Genomic DNA, 15342 nt, shown 5'->3' on the forward strand with positions numbered 1-15342 from the left:
CAGTCCGTGGAGGGGATCGCCTTGACCGACCAGAACCCGCTCACCACCGTCCCGTTCGAGGCCACCGCGGAGCAGACCCGTGCACTGTTGGATTGGTTCGACCGGTATGACGCGTATGCGCGCGACAACAACACCGCCGCCATGGCCGACGTGGCCCGTTTCCCGCTGACCGTGACCACGAACGACTCCCGCGGGGAGTGTGTCACCCAGCAGTGGGACCGGGAGACGTTCATCCAGAGCATGAGCATGGCCGCCACCTCGGCGACGATCGACAACCGGCGTCGTCCGGCGTTCCTCAACGCCGACCTGGCCGTGGTCGTCACGGACTCGACGGTGACCACCGACGGGCAGACCCTGCACATGCGCTACGCCGACGTGATGGCCAAGGTCGCCGGCGAGTGGCGCTTCACCGCCATGATCCAGGCCGGCTGGGGCGACATGCTGAACCAGTACGCGCCCGGCGGACAGTGATGGGTGTGGACCGACGGATCGAAAAGGCCGGTGCGGCGTACGAGCGGGCGGTCTTCGGCGGTGAGGCGAGCGAGCTGGCCGGCGCCGAGCGCGGGCTGGACGCGGTGGAGGCAGACGTCGCGCTGGCCCGGGGCAGGATCCTGCACGCGAGATATCTGGCCGCCCGCGCCGCGGGCTCGACACCGGCCGAGGACCCGGCGGAGTTGCCGCTGTTCGAGCGTGCGGCGGCGCTCTACCGGCAGGCCGGCGACGAGCGCGGCGAGGGTGCGGCACTGTTCTGGATCGGGTGCCTGCACCAGGTGATCCGGCGCGACGAGGACCTAGCGATCCCGCACCTGGAACAGGCCCGGCAGCGTGCGGCCCGGACCGGTGACAAGCCGACGCACGCGGAGACGCTGCGTCATCTCGGCATCGCCGCACACGCGGCCGGTCGGCTCGACGAGGCACGCGAGCGGTTGGAGGAGTCGTCGCGGCTGTGGCGTGAAGCGGGGACGCCGGCCGGGGTGGGGGCCAACATGGTCGGCCTGGCCTACATCGCCGCGGCGCAGGATCGCGGGGCGGACGCGTCGGCGATTCTCGACGAGGCGCACGCCATCGCGCGGTCGCAGCAGGCGCACGCCGTCGTGGAGCAGGTCGAGCAGGCGCGGGCCGCCGTCCGAGGGTGACGAGCGCGGCCCGGCCCCGGCATCCACTGTGCCGGGGCCGGGCCGCGTCAGGTCACTGCGCGTAGATGTACTTCACGCCCGAGACCGGGGTGAGCCAGCGGTACGTGGTGGTGTACGGGTTCGGGAAGTTCCACTCGGAGACGTAGATCTTGTTGCCGTCGATCTTCTCGACCCAGGCCGCGTGGCCGTACTGGTTACCGGCGCCGTTCTGTCCACCCTGGAAGATGGCGATGCTGTTGACGCGCGGGGTCGAGCCGGTGGCCCAGCCGTTGGAGGCGGCACTGTCGGCCAGGTACTTGGCGTCACCGAACGCCTTCGGGTACACGCCGGTCAGCGTCTTGAAGCGGTCCAGCACGTAGAAGACGCACGTGCCGGCGTACCCCTGGTTGTAGGTGATCGTCGCGCCCCGCGGCGCCGAGGTCACCGGCGGCGTGGTCGGCGCGGGGGTCGTCGGGGCCGGCGTGGTGGGAGCCGGGGTCGTCGGTGCGGGAGTGGTCGGTGCGGGCGCGGTCACCGGCGGGGTCGTGGTGGAGCAGGTCGCCTCACCGCGCAGGAACCAGTCGGAGCGGCGGATGTCGGTGTGGTAGCCGGCCACATATCCGTTGACCGGCGCTGTGATGTGGTGCCAGACCGTGTCGCGGTAGCCGTTGCGCACCCGGACGCCACAGTCGATGGTGAGCGCGGTGCCGTCGGCGAGCTTGGCGACCTGGGTTGCGTTGGTGTTGCGCGGGTCGCTGACGACACGGGTTCCAGAGCCTCCGGTGCCCGCCACGTGGTAGCCGGTGATGCCGGCGGCGTGCGCGGGAACGGCGAAGCTAACGGCTGCACCCGCGGCGACGGCTCCCAGGGCGAGCGACCGGGTCAGCAGACGGCGGAGGCGGGCGGGGGCGGTCTCGATCACGTCGGTGTGCAGGTTCGTCATGCGGGTCCTCCTGTCGAGAGGCCGGATCAGTGCGATCCGAGCCGGTCACCCATCAAGTCGGCGCGCGGCGGGTGAGCCTGGTTCGATCGACGGTGTAAGCGGGTTGCCACTGTGGTCGCGGGCGGGGATGTCGTACCGGGGCGGCGAAATCGGTCCATGGACCGCAACGACCTTCGGGCAACGCACGCCATGCGGGATCGCGTTTCCCGCAACGTTGAACTCTTAGGTTCAGTGTCATAAGGTGAACCATATGGTTCAGCAAGCTGTTCTGGATCGGGTGTTCGCCGCCCTGTCCGACCCCACGCGCCGCGGCGTGCTCGTCCGGCTCGGCGAGGGCCCGGCCACCGTCGGCGAGCTCGCCGAGCCCACCGGCATGACCCTGACCGGCATGAAAAAGCACGTCCAGGTCCTCGAGGACGCCGGTCTCGTCGTCACCGAGAAGGTCGGCCGCACCCGGCAGTGCCGTCTCAGCGCCACCCCGCTCGACGACGCGATGGCGTGGATCAGCTTCTACCAGCGACTCTGGGCGCGCCGGCTGGACGGCCTCGACGCCTATCTCACCTTGCGCACCGAATCGAGAGGAACTCCGGAATGACACTGGAGATGCGGACGGCGCGGCAGTTGCCGGCCACGCCGGAAGAGGTGTTCGACGCCTACACCGACGCCGAGAAGCAGAAGATCTGGTTCAGCATCCTCGACGAGACACCCGGCATCGTCGAGATCGAGGTCGACCTGCGCGTCGGCGGCGTCCAGACCGCCGTGTGGGGACCGAGCCCCGACGTGCTGTTCCGGGAGACGCAGACGTTCCTCGAGATCGACCGGCCGCACCGGCTCGTCACCGAGTCGGTCGGCGTCAGCCCGGACGGACAGACCATGACGACCCGCATCGAGGTGTCGTTCGAGGCGGCCGACGGTGGCACGCTGATGACCGTGGTGCAGAGCGGGTTCCCCGTGCCCGAGGTCCGTGACTTCTTCGCCGCCGAGGTCTGGGTGGGCGCGCTCGCCCGCATCGAGGCCTACCTGAACCACCGGGCCGCCGCCGATGTCTAGGGCTTCGGTCGTCGCCGCGGCCGCCGGTGTCGCCGCCGCCGTCAACCTGCTCGTCTATCTGGTCGGGCGTCTGGCCGGCGGCGACTTCCGGTTCACGTCACCGTCCGGCCCCGCCCGGGTGGACGCGGTGACGGTCGTCGGGTTCAGCGTGATCCCGCTGGCCGTCGGGTTGGCCGCGGTCGCGCTGCTGGCGCCTCGCGCGCCCTGGGCGGTCCGGGCCGCGCAGGTCACCGGGCCACTGCTGGCCGTCGCCACGATCGCCGGGATGACATTGCCGGCCGACTTCGACACGATCAGCAAGGTCAGCCTCGCCCTGTGCCACCTGACCCTGGTCCCGATCATCGTGGTCGCGGCAGCCGTGATCGGCCGCGCGCGGGTCACCGCGGAGGCGGTGCCGTGATCTTGCCGTAGACGTCCTTGGCGACGATGCGCCCGTCACGCGTGCGATAGACGTCCACGCCCCGCAGGACCGTGCCGTCCTCGGCCGGCGGCCACGCCCACTCACAGACGGCCCGGTCGCCGGAGGCGAACACGTCCCCGAGAACCGGACCGTCGCCGTGCTCGTCGTGCTCGGCTTCGCCGGGATCGGCCCGCCCAGGTTCGCCGTGCTCGGCCTGGTCGGCTTCGCCGGGATCGACCCGGTCGGCTTCGCCGTGCTCGACCTGTGCGGCTTCGCCGGGGTCGGCCAGCCAGGGTTCGGTGGGGCCGATCTGTTCGGCGAAGACGGCCACCACCGCGTCCCGGCCGTGCACCGCTGAGGCCGGGCCGTCCCAGGCGTTCGGGCAGTACACGACGTCCTCGTCGAGCAACGACGACAACGTGCGCAGGTCGCCGTGCTGCCAGGCCGCGTTGAAACGCTCGATCAGCCCCCGTGAATCCGTCACGGCCGCCGACGATAGACCTCCGTCGCAATCGCGGTGGCCCGCCACTGCCGTGGACTGAGGCCGTAGGCGGCCCGGAACGACTTGCTGAAGTGGGCCGCGTCGGCGAACCCCCGGCGCCGGGCCACGGCCGCGACCGGCGTGCTGCTCCGGGCAAGGTCACTGCGGGCGCCCTCCAGCCGACGGTGCCGCACCCACTCGCCGAACCTGATGTTCTCCCGCTGCAGGATGCGGTGCAGGTAGCGCACCGAGATGTGATGCCGGGCGGCGACCAGGGCCGGGGAAAGCCCCGGATCGGCGAGATGTGCGCGCATGTCGGCCACGATCCTGGCGGCGAGAGTGTTCGCCAGCGGCTCACGGCTGATCCGGTCGTCGCCGCTCTGCACGGCCAGCGCTCCCCGGATCAGCTCTATCGTCGGAACGACGACGGCCGGGCCGTACCCCCCGCTGAGGATCGCCGGGTCGTCGGCGAGACCGGCCAGATACCGCGAGGTGAGCGCGGCCAGTGGGTTGCCGGCGCCGATGCGGACCGCGCACACGTCCCGGACGGCGTCGCCGGGCAGTGCCAGCGCCGCTCGCGGTATGCGGAAGAAGGTGGTGTCGATGCCGTCCTCGAAGAGCAGGCTGTACGGCGACGCGGTGTCGTAGACCGCGAAGTCGCCCGGCGTCAGCACCGCCTCCCGCCCGTGCTGGACGACGATGCTGGAGCCGGTTCGCTGCAGACTGAGGAACACCATCGGCTCGGTGTCCTCGCGGGCCAGGCGTGGCGTACGGCGTACCGTCGCCGGGGTGGCCCGGGCGGCGCAGACCCCGATGTCGCCGCACTGGCCGAGGGCGAGCGCGACGGTCAGATCGGACGGCGTGACGTGGTGTTCGATCTCGACCCGCACCACACTGCCGCGGACCATCGAGCGGACCGCCTCCTCTCGGTCCGGCGGGGCCAGCGTGACGGTATCGAGTGTCGCAACCACGGCTCACACCGTGGCATGCGCTGCCCGTCGGGGACAACGGCGTCCCGTAACCGGTCCCGGACGGACATGAGCCGTGCGCTGACGGCCAACTTCGCCGTGCCGCCCGCCGCCTAGTCTGCTGCCGCGTGCCGGCGCTGGACCGGTGTGCCCGACGAGGAGAACCGACATGAGCCTGCGTACCGACCTGGCGCAGATCGACGCCGCCAACGCCTCCGGCAAGCCACCGGTGGTGTTCATCCACGGGCTGTGGCTGCTGCCGTCCAGCTGGCAGCGGTGGGCGCGACTGTTCGCCGACGCCGGTTACGCGCCGGTGGTGCCGGGCTGGCCGGACGACCCGGACACCGTGGAGGAGGCCCACGCGCACCCCGAGGTGTTCGCGAACAAGAGCGTCGGGCAGGTCGCCGACCACTTCGGCGACCTGATCGGACGGCTCGGCCGGCGGCCGGCGGTCGTCGGGCACTCGTTCGGTGGGCTGATCGCGCAGATCAGCGCCGGCCGGGGCCTCTCGGCGGCATCGGTGGCGATCGACCCGGCCCCGTTCCGTGGCGTGCTGCCGCTGCCGATCTCCGCGCTGCGGGTCGCCGGTGCGGTCATCGGCAATCCCGCCAACTACCACCGGGCCGTCCCGCTGACCTACGACCAGTTCCGGTACGGCTTCGCCAACGCCGTCAGCGAGCAGGAGGCCCGGGAACTGTATGCGACGTACGCGGTTCCCGCCTCGGGAGAGCCGCTGTTCCAGGCGGCCACCGCCAACCTCAACCCGTGGACCGAGGTCAAGGTGGACACTGGCAACCCCGACCGCGGCCCTCTGCTGATCATCTCCGGCGAGCAGGACCACACCGTTCCGTGGTCCATCGCCAACGCCTCCTACCGGCGGCAGAAGGAGAATCCCGGGATCACCGAGATCGTGACGATCCCGGGCCGCGGGCACTCGCTGACCATCGACGGCGGCTGGCACGAGGTCGCCGGCAAAGCCCTCGACTTCGTCCGGCGTTTCCACTGATTGACAGCGGGGAACGGGCGCCGATAGTTTGCTGCTGACCGCGACACCACCCGAGGAGGTGAGACCCATGACCGTTGTATCGATGTGGGTGCTCCCCGTCCTGTCCCGGTCGGGCGATTGACGTAGTTGTCGCCGGGAGCGCCCCACACTCCCGAGAGGCAACACCGATGGAATTCGACGTCATCATCGCCGGGTGCGGCCCGACCGGCGCGATGCTCGCCGCCGAGTTGCGGCTGCACGACGTCCGCGTGCTGGTCGTGGACCCCGATACCGAGCCCGCGTCGTTCGCCCGCATCGTCGCGCTGCACATCCGCAGTATCGAGCTGATGGCCATGCGCGGCCTGCTGGACGGACTGCTCGCCCACGGCCGCCGACGGCCGCCCGGCGCCTACTTCGCCGCCATCGACAAACCGGCGCCCGCCGGCCTGGACCCGGCGTACGCCTATCTGCTGGGCATCCCGCAGCCGGTGATCGTGCGCCTGCTCGAGGAGCATGTGATCGATCGCGGCGGCGAGGTCCGGCGGGGCGTCGGGATGGCCGGGTTCGCGCCTGACGACGACGGGGTGACCGTCGAGTTGACGGGTGGGGAGCGGCTGCGTACCCGCTATCTCGTCGGCTGTGACGGCGCCCGCAGCACCGTCCGCAAGCTGCTCGGTGTCGGTTTCCCCGGCGAACCGTCACGCAACGACACGCTGATGGGCGAGATGGCGGTGGACCGGATCCCGTCCGGCGTGGCCGGCAGGCGGTTCGACATCCGGCCGTCCGGGGCCGGGCTCTACCGCGTGATCATCCCGGTCGCCGGGTCCGTCGACCGGGATGAGCCGCCGACGCTCGACGACTTCCGGGAGCGGTTGCAGGCGATCGCCGGCTTCGATCCGGGCGTGCACTCGCCGCGCTGGCTGTCACGGTTCGGTGATGCGACCCGGCTGGCCGAGCGGTATCGGGTGGGCCGGGTGCTGCTGGCCGGCGACGCGGCCCACATTCATCCGCCCATCAGTGGCCAGGGCCTCAACCTGGGCCTGCAGGACGCGGTCAACCTCGGCTGGAAACTGGCCGCCGAGGTTCGCGGCGGGGGGCCGGACGGTCTGCTGGACACCTATCAGGCCGAGCGCCGGCCGGTCGCCGAGGGGGTGCTCGACCTCACGCGGGCCCAGACGGCGCTGCTGTCCGACGAGCCGGGCGCGCGGGCGGCGCACCGGCTGTTCACCGAGTTGATGGACGTCGACGAGGTGAACCGGCGCCTGATGGAGAGGACGTCCGGGATCGGCATCCGCTACGACCTCGGCGCGGGCCCGGACCTGGTCGGCCGCCGCCTGCCCGATCTCGACGTGAAGGTGGGCCGTCTCTACGACCTGCTGCATCGGGGCCGTGGCCTGCTGTTGGACCGTACCGAGCGCCTGACCGTGGGTGCTCGGGCGGACCGCGTCGACCTTCTCGCCGACGCGACCGCGGCGCTGGACGAACCGGCGGTCCTGGTGCGCCCCGACGGCTATGTCGCGTGGGCCGGTGACGATCAGCGAGACCTCGACACCCAGTTGAACCGCTGGTTCGGCTAGGGGGTTGAGCGGTCGCTCAAAAGGTGTAACCTGATATTTGAGCGACCGCTCAATAAGGGGGGAGGCGACCTGATGAGGTCTCCACGTATGGCGAGCGTCATCGAGCGACGCCTGCTGATGAACTACCGCACCGACCCGGAGCTCACCGCGCGGCTGCTGCCCGCCCCGCTGCGGCCACAGGTGGTCAACGGCTGGGCGGTCTCGGGTCTCTGCCTGATCCGGCTGAGCGGCGTCCGCCCCGCCGCGATTCCCGTGCCGTTCGGCCTGCGCAGCGAGAACGCCGCCCACCGGATCGCGGTCGAGTGGGACACCCCGGACGGGGTCGCGCGCGGCGTCTACATCCCGCGCCGCGACACCGGCTCCCGGCTCACCACCTGGGCCGGCGGCCGGATCTTCCCGGGCCGCCACCACCGCAGCCGCTTCGACGTCCGTGAGAGCGCGGACGAGCTTCAGATCGACATCAACGACCACACCGAGGGGGTACGGGTGAACGTCCACGTCCGCACCACCGCCACCCTCGTGGGCAGCCACCTGTTCACCGGCACCGAGGCAGCGTCGGAGTTCTTCCGCTGCGGGGCCGACGGGTTCTCGGCCACCCCCGACCCGGCGCACCTCGACGGCCTGCGGTTGCGCAGCAAGGACTGGCGGGTCAGCCCGGTCGAGCCGGTCTCGGTGCGGTCCAGCTTCTTCGACGACCCGGTCCGCTTCCCGCCCGGGTCGGCGATCCTCGACTGCGGGCTGCTGATGCGCGACATCGCCGCCGTGTGGGACGCGCTGCCGTCGATGACGGTGCGCCCGGCCGCCGCCGCGATCCGATGAAGGTCGTCATCGCCGGCGGCTCCGGCGCGCTCGGGCAGCGGATCGCCCGTGACCTGGTCGGCCGGGGCGACGAGGTGGTGGTGCTCAGCCGTTCGGCGACGCCGGTCCGCTGGGGCCGTCACGTGCGCTGGGACGGGCGTACCGTCGGATCCTGGTCTGCCGAGCTGGACGGTGCCGTGCTCGTCAACCTCTGCGGCGAGCTGGTGTTCCGGCGGGCGACGCCGGCCGGCATCGAGCTGCTGACCCGCTCACGCACCGAGCCCACCCGCGCGCTGGCCGAGGCGTGCGCGACCCTGGACCGGCCGCTGCCGATGCTGGTGCAGATGAGCACGCTCGCCATCTACGGCGACGCGGGCGAGCCGGTTCTCGACGAGTCGGCGCGACCCGCCGACGATCCTCCGCAGATGGCCGGTGTGGCCCGCGCCTGGGAGTCGGCCGCCGCGGAGATCACCGCGGCGCGCCGGGTCATCCTGCGCACCGGAATCGTCTTCGAGCCGGGCACACCCGCGTTCGACCGGCTGACCGGTTTCGTGCGGTGGGGGCTCGGCGGCCGGATGGGCGGTGGCCGCCAGTGGATCAGCTGGCTGCACATCGACGACCTGTGCGCGATCGTGCGCTACTGCATCGACGAGCCGGTGATGTCCGGCGTCGTGCACGCGACCGCGCCGTTCCCGGTGCGCAACCGCGATCTGATGACGACACTGCGACGGGCGCTGCACCGTCCGTTCGGCGTGCCGAGCCCGGCGCCGATTGTCCGGTTCGGATCAGTCTTCCTCCGCGCCGACCCGATGCTGGTGCTGACCGGCCGCCGCTGTGTCCCGCGCCGCCTGCTCGACGCCGGTTTCACGTTCACCCACGCCGATCTGGAGTCGGCCGTCACCGATCTCCTCGACCGCCGGGCGACGCCGGTCAGCGCCGCCCGGTAGAGCCTGCCGGGATCAGGCGACCTGCTGCCACCAGGCGTCGATCTCCGGCGCGTTGTCCACGTCGACACGCTCGCCGGGGCGCGGGATCGCCAGCCGGACGCCCCGGGCCTTCGCCTCACGCCAGGTCCGCTCGGCGGGCTCCGACCACTGGTGCGGCGCCAGGTCGAAGGTCGCCCAGTGCACCGGCACCATCAGGCCGCCGCGCACGTCGACGTGGGTGGCGACGCCGTCCTCCGGGACCATGTGGATGTCCGACCAGTCCTGGCCGTACGCCCCGACCTGCACCAACGTGGCGTCGAACGGACCGTACGTCTCCCCGATCTCGGCGAAGCCGGGGAAGTAGCCGGTGTCGCCGGAGTAGAAGACCTTGCGCGTCGGCCCGTTGATCACCCAGCTGGCCCAGAGGGTCTCGTCGCGGCTCAGCCCGCGGCCGGAGAAGTGCCGGGCCGGGGTGGCGACCAGCTCGAGGCCGGCGATCCGTGTCGACTCGTGCCAGTCCAGCTCGGTGATGCGCGACGCCGGCACACCCCAGCGCTCCAGGTGGGCGCCGATGCCCAGCGGCACCACGAACATGGTGGTCTGCAGGTCGGCGAGGATCTGGATGCTCGGCATGTCGAGGTGGTCGTAGTGGTCGTGCGAGATCACCACGGCGTCGATCGGCGGCAGGTCACGCAGTGCGACCGGCGGCTGGTGCAGGCGGCGCGGCCCGGCCAGCGGGGTGGGGGAGCAGCGGTCGCTCCACACCGGGTCGAGCAGGACACGACTGCCCTCGATCTCGACCAGGGCGGACGAGTGCCCGTACCACGTGATGTGAAGTCCCTGAGCATCGTCACCGGGAGTGGCGTCGGCCAGCGGAACCGGATGGTGCGGTCGCCGGGTGTCGCCGCCGGTGAAGGCGGCGACCGCGACGCGGGGTACGGCCGACAGCGAGATCCCGGTGCTGGTGGGCACGTTGTTGCGGAATCGGCCGCCGGAGTACTGAGGTGAGGCCTCCATGCGGGCGCGGCGGGCTCCGGTGGCCTTCCCGCCGATCTGCGCGGCGATGTTGAACCGGTTGTCCATGAGCGGCGACTCCTTCTGCTGGGCCTGTCGGTCAATCGGCCGCGATGGCGAGGCCTGTAGGCTGCTCCAAATGTAGGCACCGATAACAATGTAGTCAACGCCCACAATGTGTTCGTCGTCTACATCACGCTAGGATGGGGATCATGAAAGCTCGCCCTTACCATCACGGAGACCTCCGCGCCGCCCTGCTCACGCTCGCCGAGGACACCCTGCGCGCCCGCGGCCCGGCCGAGCTGTCCCTGCGCGAGCTCGCCCGTGAGGCAGGGGTCAGCCCCGCCGCGCCCAGCCGGCACTTCAAGACCAAACAGGCACTGCTCGACGCCCTCGCCATCGAAGGCTTTCAGCGCCTCACCAGCGCGATGGACACCGCCCTCGAACAGACCGGCGAGACCTTCGCGCACCGGCTGACCGCGCTCGCCCGCACCTACCTGGGCTTTGCCACCGCCAACGCCGCCCTGCTCGACCTGATGTATGGCCGCAAGCACGATCCGGACGCCAGCACCGACCTCATCACCGCCATGCACCGCCTCAAAGACCTGGCCACCGACCTGATCGCCGACGGCCAGCGCCGCGGCGAGGTCCGCGAGGGACCGGTCGACCTGCTGTCGCTGCCGCTCTTCGTCGCCCTGCAGGGCCTCACCCAACTGGCGGTGAGCGGCGGCTTCCCCGCCGACCAGATCGAAGCCGGCGTCGACGAGACGATAGCGTTCATCCTGCGGGGGTACGCCCCTTCCCGCAGCGAATAGCCCGCCCGTCATCCCCACCCGTCACCACGGTGAGTGGAGGTCTCCCCACATGGGCGATGCGCTCGTATCCGATACGACCGCGTACCCCCTGCGGGGTCTACGGTTTCGTCAGCAGGTCGAGTGGAACAGGCCCGCAACGGCAGCGCCGCGGGTGGCCAGATCGTTGTAGATCTCCACCGCCTCCGAGGTCTCCGCCACATGGACGGTGATCGCACGCTCGTTCAGCAGTTCATGGGTACGCGGATCGACCTGCAGTTGCAGGTGCATGCCGCGTGACAGCACGACGATCGTGGCGCCGTGCGCCAGAAGCTCCTCGACGTCCTCAGGCTGAACGCCCGGGCTGTGCCGAGTGCCGGTTTCGGACCAGTCCCACGGCCGGCCACCGCCGGGGTAGACCTTGAAGTCCTTGCCGACTCCCAGGTCTTCGACGTCCATACTCCCCCACGAGATCGACAGGACGCGTGGTGAGGGCGGTGTTTCGCTGGACACGTCTTCCTCGTTTCAGGCCTGCCGCGTGGGCCGTGGGCAACCGTTGCGTACCGGTCGCCAGAACCTACCCGCATGTGGCCACCGATCAAGCATCGACGCACTCACGTAGTCGGGTCGAGTGCGGTGAAGACCGACTTCGGGGTGGTGACGATCCAGGCGGCCCGCTGCGGGGTGACCAGCGCTCGCAGCACCGGATCGGTGAGCAGCGTCAACGGCGCGATGCGCAGTGGGTCGTCGCTGTGCCACCGCGGCACCGCTGCCGCCACCGCCGACCAGGCCGCATCGGAGTCACCTCGGCGCGCCAGATCCCGGGCCTGGTCCAGTGCTGCGGCGAAGTCCGGTGTTTCGGGCAAAACCGGCGCCTCGCCGAGCTCACCGAGCGCGTCCTTCACCAGCCGCCCGGCCCAGGCGCCGGACTCACGCCGCAGGAAAAGCGGTACAAGCTCGGCGTGTACCCGCCCGGCGCCGACCGCCTCGATCACGTGCGGATGCCCGAGCACATCGTTTCGTATCCGGTGGTGGACCTGGGGTTGCAGGAACGCCGCCATGACGACGGCGAGGTACTGCCCCGCTCCCGACCCTTTACGGGCCGCCGTCTCGAAACACTCGGCCGCTCGCTGCGCCTCGCCCCGCAGAGCCAGTTGCCGCCCCTGGGTTACGAGCTCGGCCGCCCCGGCCGGCTCAACCGCCCGGCCCTCGCCGGCATTGAGCTCCTCGAACGACTCCCGCTCGGCGGCGACCAGATCGGCGAACGACTCGAAACGATCGCCCAGGCCCGGGTACCACGATGCCCAGATGTACGCCGCCCATTCGCCGTCGTCGCTGACATCCGCGGGGTCGAGTAGCCAGTAGCACGCATCCGCGTCGGCGGACACCAGCAGCGCACGGGCCAGCAACTCGTCGGTCTTGTCACCCATGTCGCACAGGTCGGGCTCGATGTCGCGCAGCCATCCGACGTCGGCCGTGGTCCGCATCGTCCACACGAACGGCCCCATCTCGAGCCATCCGTCGGAGGCCTCCAGGAACGCGCGGTACCCCGGAGGGAGCGCCGCTCCGAGCCGCTCCTCGACGGCAGTGAGCGCATCCTGATCCGCGCCGGCGAACCCGAGCCAGCCGGAGCTTCGCCGTTCAGCCCCAAGCTCTTGAAGGCGATCGGCGTCGGCGACGCGGAGAAAATCCGCGCTGTACCCGGCAAGGTAGACCCGCCACTGCTCGGCCGTGTGGGGCCGACTATTCAGAGCCACGCCCCACCTTAAGATCATGCACAGACCGCGCGTGATCCGGCACTCGTACGTCGCGGGTGCTTACCGTAGGACGAGGTTGAGCAGTACGGTCAGTCCGACCGACAGCAAGATGGACACTGCGATCATGCCGAGGCAGCCGGCCGGCCCGCCGAGGAATCGAACCCGCGTGTTTCCGATGCGCATGGTTGCCCGTCTACCCGCTCAGGGCCCGAGCACACGCGAGAATCGCTGCTCCGCCTGCCGTTGCCTGGACGCTGTTGTCCGCGGGAAATGAGACCTTCTCTAATCAGAGTCGCCCAGGTGATTGCCGTTGCGAGGTGGCCCCTTAATGACAATCTGGGAACGGGCTGTGATTTGGTTGATTGCCGCCTCGAAAGCCGGGTAGTCACCTGGCGCGCCGTTGCCAGACGGCATGAACGCAACCCTCCAGGAGATAACCGTGGCTACCAGCACTCACGCCCATAATGAGAACGTCACCGTGAAGGGCGCCCGTTTCCGGGGCGAGGAGACCAAGCCCTCGTTCAAGACCACTGAACTGGTTGTCTACGTGGTCGCGGTCATCGGTGTGCTCGTTGCCTCTTACGCCGTCGGGGACGGCGCCGCCAACAACGGCGCCGACTACTTCGCCGCCGACAAGGCCTGGTGGTACGTCACCCTGCTGACCATCGGCTACATGATCAGCCGTGGTCTGGCCAAGGCCGGCAGCCGCAGCAGCGACGTCGACCCGCGCACGCACTGATCATCATTGCAGGACACGCAGGCGCGGTCGAGTCTCCGGACTCGGCCGCGCCCGCGGCGTTCGGAAAGCGTTGCCGTTTCGTCGTCCGGCCGACTCATGCCGAGAAGTCCATCCGGGGTGCATTTCGCTCCGCTGCCACAGGGGCACGGCGAGGTCAACGGCACCGCCCTCCACCTCCGGTGCGCCGACGGGTCACGGCTACCGGTGCCGATCGCGTCCGCGGTCACAACCGGCGATGCGGCGGCCATCATTCGGGGAAATGATGTCATGCGGCCGTCGGCCACCCATGACTCAGCGATCTGAATTGCCGAGTCGGGTGTGCTGGCGCTCACGTTGGCATCTGGGAAAGAGGTGGCCGAACCGGCGTCGACGTCCGAGGGGTGAAAAACGGTGGTCGTTGTTTGAATGACGAGTGGCGGATCTCCGTGAATCACTCAGCGTGAATAGTGAAACCTTGTCGACCGTCTGAGGTCGACAGGACGATCGTTGGTTTCATCCCGGCCGCGCGAAGGGGGATGGTAGCCCGCCACCGGCAGTTCCGGACGGGCCGTAGCGCGGCGGAAAGGGCCCTCGGCAGGCTGGGAGCGGGCCACGTTTTGACCGTGAACGATCGCCGGATCATCGCCGATGGTGAATGCGGTCGTGACAGGCCGGTGCCGGACGTGCGAGGCTACCCGTCGGTAACGTCGTCGGAGGAAGGTGGCGCTATGTCGGGTTCGGTAGAGGGTGCTTGGCAGGAGCCGTCCGTGCTCGATCCGGGGCTGGTGCGCCGGACGTGGCGGTCGGCCGAGGCGTTGCACGGGCTGATCTACTTCGCGCCCGAGGCGCACCAGCGCTATGCGGCGCTGGGCATCGATCCGCGATCGGGGTATTTCGCGTCGCGGGCGGCGGCCATGGGGTCGGTCGGGTCCGGGGCGGTGGCGGGCGCCTTCTTCAACTTCAACCCGGAACTGGTCTCCCGTGCGCTGCCGGCCGTGTGGGAGCGGGCGACTCCGGCGGCTGTGCTCGCCGCCCGGCTGGATGCCGCCGATGCCGCACTGAGGCGTGTGCTCGGCGACGCGGTGGACTCCGAAGAGATGCGGGAGGCCGCCGGGCTGGCCCGGACGGCCGCTGAATCCGTCGGTGAACGCCCGGAAGGGCGGGCACTCTTCGCAGCGCATGCCGCCCTGCCGTGGCCGGACCGACCACACCTGGTTCTCTGGCACGCCCAGACGGTCCTGCGCGAGTTCCGTGGCGACGGGCACGCGGCCGCACTGCTGGTGGCCGGGCTGACCGGGTTGGAGGCGCTGGTCCTGCACGTCGCGTCCGGTGAGGTGCCGCGCCGGTTTCTGCAGCGCAGCCGTGGATGGAGTGACGAGCAGTGGGACGAGGCAGCCGGGCGGCTTCGCGGGCGCGGGCTGATCGAGGGTGACGAGCCGGCGCTGACCGACGCGGGACGGTCACAGCGGACGTGGATCGAGGCGGCCACCGACCGGCTCGCCGCTCCTGCCTACGAGGTGCTCGGTGCTGAGAGGTGCACGCGGTTCGTCGAACTGGCACAGCCGATGAGCCGGGCCGTCGTCGAGTCCGGTTCACTGAATGTCGCAGCCGCAAGCCCGCGTGACGTGCCGAAGCCAACGTGACGCATCGAAGCCGGAAGTTCGAGGGACGAGGCGCCTCCTCCCGGCATGACGCTGGGCCGATTGCGCGGGCGTTGAGGTGCGGGGCGGGAGTGCTCGCGGCGAGACTCGGCGGCACAGGAACGCGGCGGGACTGGCGATGATGTGAATCCGTCTTCGCGTGCAGCGCCGCCTATCCC

At 70.4% G+C, this 15342-nt stretch carries 18 protein-coding genes; 12 read left to right on the plus strand and 6 right to left on the minus strand.

Annotation, left to right across the window (positions count from 1 at the left end; translation table 11 throughout):
• The first annotated feature begins 21 nt into the window (after window positions 1–21).
• Together ACQPZW_RS20860 and ACQPZW_RS20865 are read left to right on the plus strand one after the other, a co-directional pair.
• The gene (locus ACQPZW_RS20860) at window positions 22–471 is read left to right on the plus strand and encodes a hypothetical protein (RefSeq protein ID WP_433796582.1); all 450 of its coding nucleotides are present in this window, start codon (window positions 22–24) and stop codon (window positions 469–471) included.
• On the plus strand, window positions 471–1136 hold the full coding sequence (locus ACQPZW_RS20865; protein ID WP_433796583.1) for a tetratricopeptide repeat protein: 666 nt from the start codon (window positions 471–473) through the stop codon (window positions 1134–1136). The genes ACQPZW_RS20860 and ACQPZW_RS20865 overlap by 1 nt, the downstream gene beginning before the upstream one ends.
• Before the next feature lie 52 nt (window positions 1137–1188).
• Here ACQPZW_RS20865 and ACQPZW_RS20870 read toward each other — a convergent pair whose 3' ends face one another.
• The gene (locus ACQPZW_RS20870) at window positions 1189–2058 is read right to left on the minus strand and encodes a CHAP domain-containing protein (protein ID WP_433796584.1); all 870 of its coding nucleotides are present in this window, start codon (window positions 2056–2058) and stop codon (window positions 1189–1191) included.
• Window positions 2059–2308: 250 nt separating this feature from the next.
• Between ACQPZW_RS20870 and ACQPZW_RS20875 the strand changes: the two genes are divergently transcribed.
• From ACQPZW_RS20875 to ACQPZW_RS20885, 3 genes are read left to right on the plus strand one after another with little or no spacing between them, the layout of a single operon-like run.
• Window positions 2309–2653, plus strand: a complete 345-nt coding sequence (locus ACQPZW_RS20875) for an ArsR/SmtB family transcription factor (RefSeq protein WP_433796585.1) — start codon at window positions 2309–2311, stop codon at window positions 2651–2653.
• Window positions 2650–3108: an SRPBCC family protein gene (locus ACQPZW_RS20880; RefSeq protein ID WP_433796586.1), complete on the plus strand. Its 459-nt coding sequence runs from the start codon at window positions 2650–2652 to the stop codon at window positions 3106–3108. Before ACQPZW_RS20875 ends, ACQPZW_RS20880 begins: the two co-directional genes overlap by 4 nt.
• A complete protein-coding gene (locus ACQPZW_RS20885; protein ID WP_433796587.1) occupies window positions 3101–3508 on the plus strand; it encodes a DUF6069 family protein in 408 nt (135 codons plus the stop codon). The genes ACQPZW_RS20880 and ACQPZW_RS20885 overlap by 8 nt, the downstream gene beginning before the upstream one ends.
• Here ACQPZW_RS20885 and ACQPZW_RS20890 read toward each other — a convergent pair.
• Both ACQPZW_RS20890 and ACQPZW_RS20895 read right to left on the minus strand, forming a co-directional pair.
• Window positions 3486–3992: a nuclear transport factor 2 family protein gene (locus ACQPZW_RS20890; protein WP_433796588.1), complete on the minus strand. Its 507-nt coding sequence runs from the start codon at window positions 3990–3992 to the stop codon at window positions 3486–3488. The two genes, ACQPZW_RS20885 and ACQPZW_RS20890, sit on opposite strands and share 23 nt — an antisense overlap.
• Window positions 3989–4960, minus strand: a complete 972-nt coding sequence (locus tag ACQPZW_RS20895) for a helix-turn-helix domain-containing protein (RefSeq protein WP_433796589.1) — start codon at window positions 4958–4960, stop codon at window positions 3989–3991. Before ACQPZW_RS20895 ends, ACQPZW_RS20890 begins: the two co-directional genes overlap by 4 nt.
• A gap of 166 nt (window positions 4961–5126) precedes the next feature.
• Here ACQPZW_RS20895 and ACQPZW_RS20900 point away from each other — a divergent pair, with 166 nt between their 5' ends.
• The 4 genes from ACQPZW_RS20900 (at window position 5127) to ACQPZW_RS20915 (ending at window position 9264) form a co-directional block, all read left to right on the plus strand.
• Window positions 5127–5963 (plus strand): alpha/beta hydrolase, encoded by an 837-nt coding sequence (locus ACQPZW_RS20900; protein ID WP_433796590.1) that lies wholly within the window; start codon window positions 5127–5129, stop codon window positions 5961–5963.
• A 167-nt stretch (window positions 5964–6130) separates the two neighbouring features.
• Window positions 6131–7519, plus strand: a complete 1389-nt coding sequence (locus ACQPZW_RS20905) for an FAD-dependent monooxygenase (protein WP_433796591.1) — start codon at window positions 6131–6133, stop codon at window positions 7517–7519.
• A 72-nt stretch (window positions 7520–7591) separates the two neighbouring features.
• Complete coding sequence (locus ACQPZW_RS20910) at window positions 7592–8338, plus strand: DUF2071 domain-containing protein (RefSeq protein ID WP_433796592.1); 747 nt, start codon at window positions 7592–7594, stop codon at window positions 8336–8338.
• Window positions 8284–9264 carry a TIGR01777 family oxidoreductase gene (locus ACQPZW_RS20915; RefSeq protein ID WP_433796593.1) on the plus strand — a complete coding sequence of 327 codons (981 nt, stop codon included), beginning with the start codon at window positions 8284–8286 and terminating at the stop codon, window positions 9262–9264. Before ACQPZW_RS20910 ends, ACQPZW_RS20915 begins: the two co-directional genes overlap by 55 nt.
• 12 nt (window positions 9265–9276) lie before the next feature.
• Here the strand turns inward: ACQPZW_RS20915 and ACQPZW_RS20920 are convergent, their stop codons facing one another.
• Window positions 9277–10326 carry an MBL fold metallo-hydrolase gene (locus ACQPZW_RS20920; RefSeq protein ID WP_433796594.1) on the minus strand — a complete coding sequence of 350 codons (1050 nt, stop codon included), beginning with the start codon at window positions 10324–10326 and terminating at the stop codon, window positions 9277–9279.
• 143 nt (window positions 10327–10469) lie between these two features.
• Here ACQPZW_RS20920 and ACQPZW_RS20925 point away from each other — a divergent pair, with 143 nt between their 5' ends.
• Entirely contained in the window at window positions 10470–11072 is a 603-nt protein-coding gene (locus ACQPZW_RS20925) for a TetR/AcrR family transcriptional regulator (protein ID WP_433796595.1), read from the plus strand.
• Between the two features lie 108 nt (window positions 11073–11180).
• Here ACQPZW_RS20925 and ACQPZW_RS20930 read toward each other — a convergent pair whose 3' ends face one another.
• Window positions 11181–11561 carry an Mth938-like domain-containing protein gene (locus ACQPZW_RS20930; RefSeq protein WP_433796596.1) on the minus strand — a complete coding sequence of 127 codons (381 nt, stop codon included), beginning with the start codon at window positions 11559–11561 and terminating at the stop codon, window positions 11181–11183.
• A gap of 101 nt (window positions 11562–11662) precedes the next feature.
• Entirely contained in the window at window positions 11663–12823 is a 1161-nt protein-coding gene (locus ACQPZW_RS20935; RefSeq protein WP_433796597.1) for an SMI1/KNR4 family protein, read from the minus strand.
• A 421-nt stretch (window positions 12824–13244) separates the two neighbouring features.
• Here ACQPZW_RS20935 and ACQPZW_RS20940 point away from each other — a divergent pair, with 421 nt between their 5' ends.
• Window positions 13245–13544 (plus strand): hypothetical protein, encoded by a 300-nt coding sequence (locus ACQPZW_RS20940; RefSeq protein ID WP_433796598.1) that lies wholly within the window; start codon window positions 13245–13247, stop codon window positions 13542–13544.
• Between the two features lie 707 nt (window positions 13545–14251).
• Window positions 14252–15166, plus strand: a complete 915-nt coding sequence (locus tag ACQPZW_RS20945) for an SCO6745 family protein (RefSeq protein ID WP_433796599.1) — start codon at window positions 14252–14254, stop codon at window positions 15164–15166.
• The last annotated feature ends 176 nt before the right edge of the window (window positions 15167–15342 follow it).

It is taken from the genome of Actinoplanes sp. CA-252034 (genome assembly GCF_050956125.1).
Classification (GTDB): Bacteria; Actinomycetota; Actinomycetes; order Mycobacteriales; family Micromonosporaceae; genus Actinoplanes.

What these genes read in the sequence shown, in the direction of transcription:
- ACQPZW_RS20920 (WP_433796594.1), bottom strand. Translation starts at nt 10,326, where the DNA reads ATGGACAACCGGTTCAACATCGCCGCGCAGATCGGCGGGAAGGCCACC.
- ACQPZW_RS20925 (WP_433796595.1), top strand. Translation starts at nt 10,470, where the DNA reads ATGAAAGCTCGCCCTTACCATCACGGAGACCTCCGCGCCGCCCTGCTC.
- ACQPZW_RS20945 (WP_433796599.1), top strand. Translation starts at nt 14,252, where the DNA reads ATGTCGGGTTCGGTAGAGGGTGCTTGGCAGGAGCCGTCCGTGCTCGAT.
- ACQPZW_RS20910 (WP_433796592.1), top strand. Translation starts at nt 7,592, where the DNA reads ATGAGGTCTCCACGTATGGCGAGCGTCATCGAGCGACGCCTGCTGATG.
- ACQPZW_RS20875 (WP_433796585.1), top strand. Translation starts at nt 2,309, where the DNA reads ATGGTTCAGCAAGCTGTTCTGGATCGGGTGTTCGCCGCCCTGTCCGAC.
- ACQPZW_RS20900 (WP_433796590.1), top strand. Translation starts at nt 5,127, where the DNA reads ATGAGCCTGCGTACCGACCTGGCGCAGATCGACGCCGCCAACGCCTCC.
- ACQPZW_RS20885 (WP_433796587.1), top strand. Translation starts at nt 3,101, where the DNA reads ATGTCTAGGGCTTCGGTCGTCGCCGCGGCCGCCGGTGTCGCCGCCGCC.
- ACQPZW_RS20880 (WP_433796586.1), top strand. Translation starts at nt 2,650, where the DNA reads ATGACACTGGAGATGCGGACGGCGCGGCAGTTGCCGGCCACGCCGGAA.
- ACQPZW_RS20865 (WP_433796583.1), top strand. Translation starts at nt 471, where the DNA reads ATGGGTGTGGACCGACGGATCGAAAAGGCCGGTGCGGCGTACGAGCGG.
- ACQPZW_RS20905 (WP_433796591.1), top strand. Translation starts at nt 6,131, where the DNA reads ATGGAATTCGACGTCATCATCGCCGGGTGCGGCCCGACCGGCGCGATG.
- ACQPZW_RS20935 (WP_433796597.1), bottom strand. Translation starts at nt 12,823, where the DNA reads ATGATCTTAAGGTGGGGCGTGGCTCTGAATAGTCGGCCCCACACGGCC.
- ACQPZW_RS20870 (WP_433796584.1), bottom strand. Translation starts at nt 2,058, where the DNA reads ATGACGAACCTGCACACCGACGTGATCGAGACCGCCCCCGCCCGCCTC.